A 12,924-nucleotide genomic window follows, 5' to 3' on the forward strand; every position below is an offset into this window, starting at 1 on the left:
TGGTCCGCCACTGATGCGGTCCCTGGGCGCTTGGCTGTCCGTCTCATCTGTGCTACAATTGCACTTACGGCCCCGAGCCGTGCCGTCCCCATGGCCTTGACCGGTTCTCAGCAACAGGATGGATGACGATGGGTGTGACCTGCCTGCGCCGCCTGGCGTGCCTTGCTCTGTGCCTGCTGGCCGTGGCGCCCGCCGCCCTGGCCGCCACCGCGATCCCCACCGACGCGAAGGGCCTGCCCCTCTGGGTGCCCGCCGTCTGGACCGACTTCCCTGTGGAGATCAGCCTGCCGAACGCCGAGGCCGCCCGCGCCCTGCTGGACGCGGTGCCCCTGGCCGCCTTCCAGCGCGAAGACCTGCGGCCCGTCGGCGACACGCCCTACTCCACCGCGCTGCTGCTGCGCACCCGCGTCACCGAGGACGAGTTCGCCGCGCTCGAAGCCGCGGGTGTCCAGCCGCTGCGCGTGCGCGACACGGAGCGCGAGGTACAGGATGCCATCGAGGCCACCTGGGCCGCCCAGCAGGCGCGCGGCGGCGAGGATGCGCGCGTCGGCACGCGCGGCGTCTACCACACCTTCGCGCAGATCGAGCAGATCCTGCAGGACACGGCGGCGGCCTATCCCGACATCGTCCACCTGGAGAGCATCGGGCAGTCGGTGCTGGGGCGCGAGCTGTGGACGCTGCGCATCAGCGACAACGTGAACGGCGCCGAGGAGGCCGAGCCCGAGGTGCGGCTCTGCGCGAACATCCACGGCAACGAAAAGATCGCCGTCGAGATGAGCCTCTTCCTCCTCGACTACCTGACCAGCAGCTACGGTGTGGCGGGCCACGAGGACGTGACGGACCTGGTGAACAGCACCGAGATCCTCCTGCTGCCCCTCGTGAACCCCGACGGCCACGTGGCCAACACGCGCAGCAACAACCACGGCGTCGACCTGAACCGCAACTTCCCCGTGCCCGACGGCACGATCGGCGGCGACGGCCTCTGGACCGAGGAGCCCGAGACGCAGGCGATCAAGGCCTGGGGCTTCGGCACTCACTGCGTGATCAGCCAGGACAGCCACAGCGGCGCGGTGGTGGTGAACTACCCCTGGGACTACACCTACACGCTGGCCCCCGACAACGACGCGCTGATCGCGCTCTCCGAGGAGTACAGCTACTACAACCTGCCCATGTGGAACGGCGACTGGTTCCACGGCATCACCAACGGGGCGCAGTGGTACGTCACCAAGGGCAGCATGCAGGACTGGGCCTACAACGAGACGGGTGCGCTGCACGTGATCGTCGAGCTCTCGGACAGCTACCAGCCGCCCTCCAGCCAGCTCGAGACCTACTGGGACAACAACCGCGAGAGCTACATGCACTGGATCCGCGCCGCGCGCTACGGCGTGAACGGCCGGGTGACGGACGTCATCACCGGCGATCCCGTGGCGGCCACCGTGAGCGTGGCGGGCATCAGCAAGTCCGTGGTCACCGACCCTGACGTGGGCGACTACTACAAGCTCCTGGACACGGGCACCTACACCGTGCACGTGGAGGCGGACGGCTACCACGCCCAGGACATCCCCGGCGTCACGACCACCTGGGGCGCGCCCACCGTGCTCGACATCCAGCTCGTGCCGGAGAGCACCGGCGTTGCCGAGCCGCCGATGGCGGCGACGCTCGAGGGCAGCTTCCCCAACCCCTTCAATCCCACGACCACGCTGCGCTTCAATCTTGCCCACGGGGGTACCGTCGGGCTCGAGATCCTCGACACGCGCGGGCGGCACGTCCGCCGGCTGCTGGGCGGCGAGGCCCTGAGCGAGGGCTCGCACGAGCTGCTCTGGGATGGCCGCGACGACCACGGCGCCGCGCTGCCCAGCGGGGTCTACTACGCGCGTCTGCGGGTGGAAGGGGTGGCCGAGGACCAGGCGATCAAGCTGCTCATGCTGAAATAGCGAAAGGACGTACCGACCATGCAGCCGCGGCGACTCCTCACCCTCTCCCTGCTGCTGCTCTCCTCGGCCTGCACGGCCGCGCGCGCCGCCGAAGTGGCGCCCGCGCTATCGCCCTGGCTGGCCGACGGTCCGCGCCCCGTCTGGGTCTTCTTCGCCGACAAGGGCGCCATGGAGGACAGCCCCGCCGCGCACGAGGACGCCGCGAACCGGCTCAGCGCACGCGCCCTCGCCCGCCGCGCGCGGCTCGGGCGCAGCGCGGACGTCGTCGGCTGGGCCGATCTGCCCAACGACCCCGCCTACCTTGACTGGCTGACGGCGCATGGCTTCTCCGTGCGCGCCGAGAGCCGCTGGCTGGCCGCGGTGACCGTGGTCACGGACGGCGCCGGCGTCCGGCTGCTGGCGACGGCGCCCTTCGTCGCGCGCCTCGCGCCGGTGGGCGGCGCCGGGCGCCCCGAGCCCGACCGCCTCCCCGCGCCCAGCGCCCCGGGCGCGAACCGCGCGCTGCCGCTGGACTACGGCGGCAGCCTGCCCGAACTCGAGCAGGTGAACCTGCCGCCGCTGCACGACCTCGGCTTCCACGGCGAGGGCGTGGTGGTGGGCATGCTGGACTCGGGCTTCAACACCACGCACGAGGCGCTCTCGGGCCTCAGCGTGCTCGGCGCCTACGACTTCGTGAACGACGATCCCGTCGTCGCCAACGAGCCCGGCGACCCCGACGGCCAGGAGAACCACGGCACCGAGACCTTCTCGACCCTGGCCGGCCACGCGCCGGGCTCGCTCATCGGCCCGGCCTTCGGCGCGAGCTTCTACCTCGCCAAGACCGAGGACGTCAGCCAGGAGGTGCCCGCCGAGGAGGACTTCTGGGTCGAGGGCATCGAGTGGCTCGAGGCGAACGGCTGCGATCTGGTCAGCTCGAGCCTCGCCTACGACGACTGGTACACCTTCGAGGACTATGACGGTAACACCTGCGTGACCACCATCGCCGCGGACATGGCCGTGGCGCTCGGCGTGGCCGTCTTCAACAGCGCCGGCAACTACCGGCAGACCACGGGCACGATCGCCGCGCCCGCCGACGGCGACAGCGTGATCACCGTGGGCGCCGTGGAGATCACCGGCGAGATCGCCGGCTTCAGCTCGCCGGGGCCCACGGCCGACGGGCGCATCAAGCCCGACGTCTGCGCGCTCGGCGTGTCCAACAACGTGGTCGTCCCCGGCACGCTCGACCAGTACCAGGGCGCCTCGGGGACGAGCTTCTCCTGCCCGCTGACCGCGGGCGTGGGGGCCGTGCTGCTCGGCGCCCACCCCGGCACGAGTCCCGTCCTGCTGCGCGAGGCGCTGCGCCGCACCGCCAGCCAGTCGACGACTCCGGACAACGACTACGGCTGGGGCATCGTGAACGCGCTGGCGGCCTACGAGTGGCTGGGCGCCACGGCAGCTCCCGCCGCCGCGCCGGCCGGACCGTTGCACCTCGCGGGCAACTGGCCGAATCCCTTCAACCCGAGCACGCGCATCGCGTTCTCCCTCGACCACCCGCTGGACGCGCGCCTGGACGTCCTCGACCTGCAGGGGCGCCACCTGCGCCGACTCCACGCGGGACGCCTCGACGCCGGTGCGCACGCGCTCAGCTGGGACGGCCGCGACGACGGCGGGCACCCCGTGGCCAGCGGCGTGTATGTGCTGCGGCTGGCGGGTGAGGGACATCAGCAGCGGCTCAAGGTGATGCTGCTGAAGTAGGCGGCCAAGTCGTCTGGACTTCGCCCGAGGCGGGTGCTAGATTCCCGCCAGCCCTGGCCCACCTCTGCCAAACCCTGCCCATGCAACCGCTTGGCACCGCCACTCGACCACCGAGGAGGGTCTCGTGAAGCGACTCCAGCCCCTGCTTCCCACCCTGCTGGCACTCGGTTTCCTGAGCTCCGCCCTCGTCGGCAGCGCCGGCGCGGTGGCGAAGGGCGTCCTCGCCCCGGGGACGGATCTGCTGCGCGCCGACCAGGACGGTCTCGATCTCGTTCTGCGCTTCGACGACGGGGACTTCCGTGAGATGGACGGCGGCGTCTACGCGGACATCGCCGGCTGCACGCTGGAGAGCGCCGACGCGACCGACCCCCGCGCCTCCGGCGCGCCGATGCTTCCGCGCTGGCGTGGGCTCGTCGCGCTGCCGCCTGGGCAGGAGGCCGTGCTCGACTGGCAGCTCGTCGCGAGCCGCGCGGTGGACGGCGAACCGCTGCCCTTTCCCACGCCGAAGGCCACCTCCGATGGCCTCGACACACTCTACGACGAGACGCTCGTCCGCGACGCCGAGGCCTTCGCGAAGGACTATCCCGCCCGCGTGCGCCTGGGCGAGACGCGCTGGCTGCGCGACCAGCGCGTGGTGGAGCTCATCGCCGAACCCCTGGGCTGGTCGCCCGCGACGGGGCTCGGCCTCGCCACGGAGCTGCGGGTCCGTGTCCGCTTTCGCGGCGCGGCGGGCGCGCGGAGCGACGCGGCGGGCCGCGCGGCCCTGTCGCGCCCCGACCGGCTCTGGCCCCGGCTCTACGACGGCGTGCTGCTCAATCCCCGGCCCGCCCGCGCCTGGCGCGAGCGCGTGCCCCAGCGCGCGGGCGCCGGCAGCGATCGCGGCCTGCGGGCCACGGCGCGTCTCAAGCTGCTCACCGGCGAGGACGGCCTCTACGGCGTGCCGGGGGACAGCCTGATCGGCCGCGGCATCGCCGCGGGCACGCCGCTCAACCAGATCGCGGTCTACCGTCGCCACTTCAGCTGGGACGTCAGCGAACAGCCGGTCTACGAGGAGCGCCCCGAGCCGCGCTACTTCGTGGACGCGGACGCCGACGGCCTCCTCGACCCGGGCGACACGCTCGTCTTCGTGGGCTGGCGCCTGCGGCATCAGCCCGAGAGCGTGGACCCCATCGAGTGGTACGGCCGCGAGGCGGCGCTGTTCGTCGCCGTGGATCCCGCGCTGGTGAGCGAGATGCCCGTGGAGACCGCCTGGTCGGACGTGGGCAGCTGGCCGCTGCGGGACAGCTTCCACCGCCGCCGCTGGGTGCAGGGCGAGGAGGACTTCAACGCCGCGCCGCCCATCTGGTTCTACGCCGGCGTCAGCCTCGAGGTCTGGGACGACAACCTCTACTACTGGCGTCAGCCGGCGGCTCCCGAGAACTACATGCTCGACCTGCCCTTCCCGGCGCCCGCGGCCAGCGCGGACAGCGCGGCCACGCTGCGGCTGCAGTTCCAGGGCGCGAATCGCGACGCCGGCGACGCCATCCGGGACTTCTCGGTGGACATCCAGAACGGGGGCGGGGGCTGCGCGCTCCCCGGCGTCCAGGTGACCTTCAACAACACCGTGGACTACGAGGCGACGATCCCCGCGGGCTGCCTCGACCCGGCTGGAAACACGCTTCACGTCGACCGCAGCGACAGCGGGCAGTGGAAGACCTTCCTCAAGTGGTACGACCTGGACTACGTCTCGGGCTACGCGGCGCTCGACGACAGCCTGCGCTTCGACGCCGACGGCGCCCTGGGCCCCGCCGAGATCCAGGTGAGCGGACTGAGCGCGGATCGCAGCGGCTGGCAGCTGGTGCGGCTGGGCGGCGGTGCGGGCGGCGTCGGCAGCGCGCCGACCCGCGTCTCGCTCGGCGCCTCCAACCAGACCGGCAGCGCCGGCAACTACACCCTGCGCCTGCGCCGCGATCTCACCGGCGACGAGGCCTGGCTGCTGGCCGACCGGGCCTCGCTGCGCGCGCCGCGCATCGCGACGCCGGCGGACGTCGCCAGCCTGGACGAGACCGCCCCGGTGGACGTGCTGGTCATCGCCCACGACGACTTCTACGCCGGCATGCAGCGCTGGGTGGACCGCCGCGAGGATCAGGGCTATCGCGTGCGCATGCTGCGCGCGTCGGAGGTCTGGGACGCCTTCTTCGAGGGCGTGCGCGGTCCCATCGGCATCCGCAACGCCGCGCGCTTCGCCTACCAGCAGTGGGGCGCCGAGGCGCTGCTGCTCGTGGGCGACGCCGACAAGGACGCCCGGGAGATCAACCCCAACGCGATGCCCGACTTCCTGCCCGTCCACTCCAAGCAGGAGCAGGTGGACCGCGACGAGCTCGTGGCCCTCGAGGAGTGGGTGGTCAAGTGGCAGTGGAACGCGTGGCCGTCCATGCTGATGGGGCGCCTGCCGGTGGGGAACGCGACGGAGCTGGAGCGCATCCTCGACAAGATCGAGTGCTACGAGAGCACCGACCCCGACGGCCCCTGCGCCGCCGACGCTCCCTGGCGCAAGCGCTTTCTCCTGGCCGCCGACGACTGCTGGGTCTACGACGACGCCACGACGGACTACCTCTACTGCCGCGCCAACGAGGAGCAATTCGAGATCGGCGTGGCCGCCGCCCTGCCCACCGTTCGCGACTCCTGGGTGGGGGACACGGAGGCCGTCCCCTTCTATCTGAGCACGCTCACCGACGAGTACTACCTCACCCACCAGCCACCCTTCGCAGGGGACATCAGCAGCACCATCAGCCCGGTGGTGTCGCCGGTGTACATCGACAGCCTGAGCCAGGGCTACCTCTGGACCTCGATCCAGTGCCACGCCAACCGCGGCCTGCTCTGCCACGAGCAGCTCTTCATGACCAGCCAGGGCCGTCACGATCAGGACTCGATGACGAACGTCAACAGGCCCTTCTTCTGGACGGTCTTCGGCTGCCACGCCAACGAGTTCGCCAACCACCAGGAGGCGCGCAGCGTGGTGGGCGACTGCCTGGGCGAGAAGCTGCTCTTCCTCGACCAGAACCGCGGCGCCGTGGCGAGCTATGCCAGCGACGGCTACGAGTACCTCTTCCCCAACATCCGCTGGCAGAAGGACTGGCACGAGGTCATGCTGAACGGGGTGGATCCCGACGGCGCCATCGCGGTCTTCCCCGAATGGCTGGCCGGCCTGCTGCAGATGGTGGTGGAGCTGCGCTTCGGCGACCAGACCGCCTCCTACCGCACCCACCTGCTCGGCGATCCGCTCCTGCGCCTGGACATGGCGCCGCCGCGGCTGCGCGTCTTCCTCAACGAGCAGGAGATGGCGCCCGGCGACTACGTGCCGGCCCAGCAGACCGGCGACACCCTGCGGGTGGAGGGGCTCGTCTGGGACGAGACCTACCTCCAGACGCTCACGCTGCGCGACTCGCTGCGCACGGACTTCGCGTTCACGGCCGAGCCCGCCTTCACGGACGAGCTGGTGGCGCCGCTGGACAGCCTCGCGCCCTTCGACACGCTCGCGGTCGCCGCGCGCGGGCAGGGGCGCGCCTGGCACGTGAGCGCGCGCATCCCCTACGACTTCAACACCAACGCCGTCGTGCTGGGCGCGCGGGACGTCGCCGGCCGACTGGCCGAGTTCAAGCTGCCCGTGCCCAAGGAGGTGCGTGTCTACCTGGCGGACGAGCAGCTCAGCGCCGGCCAGTGGATTCGCCCGCGCGGCAGCCTGCGCCTGGACATCCTCGTGCCCTCGGCGGAGATCCCGCCCTCGTCCTTCGCGCTGCGCGTGGACGGCGAACTCAGCGCCGTCGTCGCGAGCGCCACGGAGCTGCCGAACATCTACCGCATGGAGCTGGACTACGACTGGGCGCCGGGCGAGCACACGCTGCTGGTGGAGTACGCGGGCCAGGACTACGGCGGCCTCACGCTGCAGGTGGACGCCAGCACGCGGCTCCTGAGCGCCGTCATCTTTCCCAACCCCTTCCGCGAGGCGATCACCTTCCAGTTCGAGTTGACGAACGGCGCGCGAGCGGGCAGCCTCAGCATCTACACGCTCAGCGGACGGCGGATCCACCGCGAGACGCTGAGCGCGCTGAGCGAAGGCCAGCGTCAGGTGGTCAGCTGGAACGGCCGGGACGACGTGGGGGACAAGGTGGCCAACGGCGTCTACATCGCGCGGCTGGTGCTCACCGATCTCGCGGGCAAGGAACTCGTCTGGGAGGACAAGGTCGTCCGCATGCGCTAGGCACGAGGCCGCGTGAACCCGATCCTGAGGAACTTCTTCTCCCTGGCCCTGGGACGCTACGTCTCCGTGGCCATCGGCATCGTCGTGACGGTGCTGGTGGCCCGCGCCCTGGGCGTGGAGAACTACGGCAACTTCGTGGCGGCGCTGTCGGCGGCGGAGCTCTTCGGCGCCGTGCTCGACCTGGGGCTCAACCGCATCCTGCTCAAGGAGGGCTCGGCGGCCAAGAGCCGGGCAGGCGCGCACCTCTTCAACATCCTCCTCATCAAGCTGGGTCTAACGCTGGTCATGCTGCTCGCGGCCCAGGCCTACGCCGCGCACCACCCCGGGCTCTACGCGCTCGTCATGATCCTGGTGCTGACGAAGCTGGCCGACAGCTTCGCCGTCACCTTCGACGCCGTCTTCCAGATCCATCAGCGCATGGAGTTCTCCGCGGCGATCCTCGTGGCCGGCCGCCTGGCGCTGCTGGCGCTCGTGCTGCTGGGCTGGCGGAGCGCCGGCGGGCTGCTGTTCTTCGCCTGGACCTACCTCGGCGTGAGCGTGGGGACGGCGCTGCTCACGGTATTGATCAGCGGACGCTTCGCCCAGCCGCGGCCGGGGCCCGTCACCTGGCGCGAGACCGTGGGGCGCGAGGGGCTCTTCTTCGCGCTGTCCAGCCTGCTGGCCATGGTCGCCACGCGCATGGACGTCGTCGTGCTCAAGGAGTCGGTGGACCAGCAGACGCTCGGCCTCTACGCCTCGCCGGCCCGCATCCTGGTGACGCTCCAGATCCTGCCCCTGGTGCTGCAGACGGCCGTGCTGCCCGAGCTCTTCCGCCTCGGCCGCAACGACCGCGCCGGCCTGCGCCCCTTCTTCGCGGGCTACTTCCACCGCTCGCTGCTGCTCGCGCTCTTCCCGCTGCTCTGGACGCTCTTCTTCGCCGACGTGATCCTCGGCCGGCTCTGGGGCCCGGACTTCGCGGCGGGCGCGCCCTGGCTGCGCGTGCTGGTCTGGCTGCTGCCGCTGCGCTTCGTGAGCTTCGCGGCGGGCAACGTGCTCACGGCGCTGGACCGGCAGTGGGAGCGCACGATCTGGACGGCCCTCGGCGTGGGCACGAGCTTCGGCCTCATGCTCGCCCTGGTGCCCGGGCGCGGGGTGGCGGGCGCGCTGATCGGACTGCTCGCGGGCGAGGCGCTCACCGCCGCGCTGGCGCTGGCGGCGTCGCTGCGGCTGCGCTACCGGCCGCGCCTGGTTCCGCTGCTGCAGGTGGCCGCGGCCGGCGGGCTCGCCTCCGTGGCGCTGGCGATGCTCCGACGCGCCGTCTCCCTGGGCTTTCTCGGGGGGCTGGCCGTGACCGGCCTGCTGGTGACCCTCGCCCTGCTCGCCACGCGCGCGGCGTCGCTCGGAGAACTGGAGCACCTGCTCGCCAGACGGCCGCGGGCCTAGCCCGCGGCGCGCCGGAGAGCAGGTCTATCGGGTCACGAGCGTGTAGGCGAGGATGGCCTCGCCCTTGGCGGGCACGTCCACCGCGAAGGCCAGCTCGCGCGACGAGCGCCGCTCGTAATTCTGGCTCGCGTCGCGGACGCTCCACTCGAGATAGGGCGGCGTCGCTTCGAGGACTTCCACCGTGACGGCGCTGTCCTTGTGGTTGCGCAGCGTGATCTTGAAGCTGCGCGAGAAGATCTCGTTGCCGCGGCGGTCGATGGCGGTCTGCACGCGCTCGCCGCGGATATCGAAGGCGTCGCCCAGCTTGAGCCGCACCTGCTCGCCCTCGGGCGTGTGCGGAACCTCGTCCTCGCCCACGAACTGCAGCTGTCCGGCCGCGTCGGCCTGGTAGACGCGCACCGTGCCCTTGGGCAGGGCCATGCCCGCGCCGCTCTTCGCGTCGTTGGCGAACTCCATGGTGACCGCCACGGCCCGCGGCTGGCCGTCCTCCTGCCAGACGTTCGAGTTGAAGACGTACTTGCGCTGGGCCTTGATGCCGGCCGCGCGCAGCAGCTCCACCTGCTTCTGCTCGTTGTCGGACAGCGTCACCTTGCGCCCGAGCGAGTAGAGGTGGTACTCGAAGAAGCTCTCCTCCTGGAAGCCGCCGTCGCGCGCCTCCATGGCCATGGCCACGCCCTTGCCGTAGCGCGGGGCGGCCGGCTGCACGCGGTTGACGTCCCCGGCCACGAGCTTCAGCTGCGCGTCGGGGTAGCGCTTGCCGCTGCGGTTGTCCAGGGTCACCCAGCCGGTCAGGTCGAGCGCGTCCTTCTCGCCCACCACGGCCACGTAGTCGGCCCGCCAGCTCACGCCGCCGGTGAGGTAGGAGAGCTCGACGTCGTGCTGTCCGCCCTTGTCCGCGTCCAGCAGCCAGACCAGGCTGGGCTCGAGCAGCAGGCCCTCGGGCAGCTCGGGCAGGATGAAGCCCTCGATGTGGATCTCGCCGCCCACGTCGAGGATGCGGCCGAGCGGCTCGTCGTTGCTCGGGTTGCCGGCGGCGAGCAGGCGCACGGTCTTCCACTGGCCGTCCACCATGGCCCGCACCTCCTGGCCGCGATAGCGCTCCAGCAGGCTGGTGCGGTCGAGCAGGTCGTAGCGGTAGTTCTGCTCGAGCACCACGGTGCCGTCCGGGTCGCGCAGGCTGCGGAAGTGGACGGTCTCGGGCAGGATGCGCCCCGGCACGCCCGTGTAGGTGTACTCCTGGGCGCCGCGCTGGAGCTCGATGCTCCGCAGCTCCTTGACCAGGGCGAGATCGTCGTTGTAGACGGTGAGCTCCATTCCAGTCTCCGCGCTCGCGAGGCCGGCGATCGCGCCGGCCGACAGCGTGATGAGGACGGTGATGAGGGCGCGTCTGAGCGTCATCGGGCACCTCCGGTGGGGTTGGGGGCATCCTAGGGGCGGCGGGCGCTGCTGGCAAGCGCGTTGCGGACCCGCCGCCCGGGCCCATTCTCCGTCCTTGACGCCTCCGCGCGCCCTCGTGTTTACATGGCGGGCACATCCCCTTCCCCCTCCGCGAGGTGCACGTGAGCGTCCACTGGCTCGACCTGGTGGTGATCGCCGTCTATCTGGGCCTCATGCTGTGGCTGGGGCTCGCCTTCAGCCGGCGCGCGAGCCGCGACACGGGCGAGTTCTTCCTCAGCGGGCGCAGTCTGCCCTGGTTCGTGGCGGGGACGTCCATGGCCGCCACCACCTTCGCCTCGGACACGCCGCTCGTGGTCACCGAGTTCGTGCGCACGCAGGGCGTCGCCGGCAACTGGGTCTGGTTCAACTTCGCGATCAGCCATCTGGTGACGACCTTCTTCCTCGCCCGCCTCTGGCGCCGCAGCGGCGTGACCACCGACGTGGAGTTCTGCGAGCTGCGCTACGGCGGTCGCGGCGCGGCGAGCCTGCGTCTCTTCAAGGGGCTGTTCTACGCCTTCATCACCAACGTCGTGGTGCTGGGCTGGGTGATCCTGGCCATGACGGCCATCGCCGGCGCCTTCGGCGTGCCGAAGCTCGTCACCCTCGCGCTCTGCATCGCGCTGGCCTCGCTCTACGCCAGCATGGCCGGACTCTGGGGCGTGGTGGTGACGGACCTGCTGCAGTTCGTGGTGGCCATGGGCGGCGCGGTGCTGCTGGCCGTGAAGGTGCTGCAGGCCGAGGGCGGTCTCGCCGCGCTGCGCGCGCGCCTGCCCCACCTGATCGACGCCGCCGGCGAACCCGCCGCGCGCATGGCCCCGCTGACCGGCTTCGACTGGGCGAGCCCCGGCTTCCGCGCGGCCTTCCTCGGCTTCCTGGTGGCCGTGCTGGTGCAGTGGTGGAGCTGGAAGTACTCGGACGGCGGCGGCGTGCTCATCCAGCGCATGAACGCCAGCCGCAGCGAGCGCGACAGCCTGCTGGGCACGCTCTGGTTCGCCGTGCTCACCTACGCCGTGCGCCCCTGGCCCTGGTTCCTGGTGGCGCTGGTGAGCCTCTGGGTCTATCCCAATCTCGGCCCGGTGCCCGCGGACCACAAGGCCATCTACCCGGCGATGATGGCGAGTTACCTCGGCCCCGGCCTGCTCGGCCTCATGCTGGCCGCCATGCTCGCGGCCTTCATGAGCACCATCGACACGCACATGAACCTGGCGTCGAGCTACTTCGTGCACGACGTCTACCGCCGCTTCCTCAAGAAGGACGCCTCCGAACGCCACTACGTGCGCGTGGCGCGGCTCACCGGCCTGGTGATCGTGGTGCTGGGGAGCCTGGTGGCCTGGCAGAGCAGCTCGATCAGCTTCCTCTTCGTCTTCCTGCTCCAGCTCGTGGCCGGCGCCGGGGCGGTGTTCCTGCTGCGCTGGTTCTGGTGGCGCATCACGGCCTGGAGCGAGATCGCCGCGATGCTCACGAGCCTCGTGGTCGCGACCCTGCTGAACCTGGCCAACGAGGGGGACTGGTTCGGCCACCACTTCGCGGCCTGGGAGATCTTCGTCCTCAACGTGCTGCTGTCGGCGCTGGTCTGGGTGACGGTGGCGCTGCTCGGGCCGCGGGAAACGACCGGCCGCCTCGTCGCCTTCGTGGCGCGCACGCGGCCGCCCGGGCGCTGGCCGGCGCGCTTCTGGCCCGGCGGCGAACGCCGGCCCCAGGGCGTGACGGGCGCGCGCGCCTGGGCCAACGTGCTGGCCGGCGTCGCGCTCATCTACGGCCTGCTCTTCGGCGCGGGGCAGTTCTTCTTCGGCCGCGCCGCGCGGGGCGAGTTGCTCCTGCTGGCGGCGCTGGCCGGCGGCCTCTGGCTGCTCTTCAGCCTGCGCCGGGAGACGGCGTGAAGACGCCAGGTCCTCGCGCGCTCGGCGCCTTCGTCGGCGGCGTGCTGCTGGCGGCGCTGTTCTCGCCGCTCACCCTGGACCGCGTGGTGGACGCCGGGCTGCCCGCCGGCTCGAGCGTGCCGCGCGCGCAGGTCTTCCTCGTGCTCGTGGCGATGACCGTGGTGCTCAACCTCGTGCTGGCCGCCGGCTTCGCCTTCCGCGGATGGAAGGCCCTGGCGCTGGGGCTGCTCGCCGGCCTCGTCGCCACGACGCTGCTCACCCTGCTGCGCTGAACCGA

Annotated in this window: 7 protein-coding genes; 6 read left to right on the forward strand and 1 reads right to left on the reverse strand. The window is 71.4% G+C overall.

The genetic code is table 11. The features are described 5' to 3' along the window. The first annotated feature begins 122 nt into the window (after nt 1–122). The 4 genes from H6693_11130 to H6693_11145 all read left to right on the forward strand — a co-directional run bounded on the left by H6693_11130 (nt 123) and on the right by H6693_11145 (nt 9,330). Entirely contained in the window at nt 123–1,934 is a 1,812-nt protein-coding gene (locus H6693_11130) for a carboxypeptidase regulatory-like domain-containing protein (GenBank protein MCB9516736.1), read from the forward strand. An 18-nt stretch (nt 1,935–1,952) separates the two neighbouring features. After that, nucleotides 1,953–3,668, forward strand: coding sequence for a S8 family serine peptidase (locus H6693_11135; GenBank protein ID MCB9516737.1), 1,716 nt, complete (start codon nt 1,953–1,955; stop codon nt 3,666–3,668). Between the two features lie 124 nt (nt 3,669–3,792). Continuing rightward, nucleotides 3,793–7,908 (forward strand): hypothetical protein, encoded by a 4,116-nt coding sequence (locus H6693_11140; protein MCB9516738.1) that lies wholly within the window; start codon nt 3,793–3,795, stop codon nt 7,906–7,908. Between the two features lie 12 nt (nt 7,909–7,920). Next, entirely contained in the window at nt 7,921–9,330 is a 1,410-nt protein-coding gene (locus H6693_11145; GenBank protein MCB9516739.1) for a flippase, read from the forward strand. Between the two features lie 24 nt (nt 9,331–9,354). Here the strand turns inward: H6693_11145 and H6693_11150 are convergent, their stop codons facing one another. Next, complete coding sequence (locus H6693_11150) at nt 9,355–10,728, reverse strand: hypothetical protein (protein MCB9516740.1); 1,374 nt, start codon at nt 10,726–10,728, stop codon at nt 9,355–9,357. A 161-nt stretch (nt 10,729–10,889) separates the two neighbouring features. Here H6693_11150 and H6693_11155 point away from each other — a divergent pair, with 161 nt between their 5' ends. Then, on the forward strand, nt 10,890–12,647 hold the full coding sequence (locus H6693_11155) for a Na+:solute symporter (protein ID MCB9516741.1): 1,758 nt from the start codon (nt 10,890–10,892) through the stop codon (nt 12,645–12,647). Beyond that, on the forward strand, nt 12,644–12,919 hold the full coding sequence (locus H6693_11160; protein ID MCB9516742.1) for a hypothetical protein: 276 nt from the start codon (nt 12,644–12,646) through the stop codon (nt 12,917–12,919). The genes H6693_11155 and H6693_11160 overlap by 4 nt, the downstream gene beginning before the upstream one ends. The last annotated feature ends 5 nt before the right edge of the window (nt 12,920–12,924 follow it).

This window comes from Candidatus Latescibacterota bacterium, assembly GCA_020633725.1.
Taxonomy (GTDB): domain Bacteria; phylum Krumholzibacteriota; class Krumholzibacteriia; order JACNKJ01; family JACNKJ01; genus VGXI01.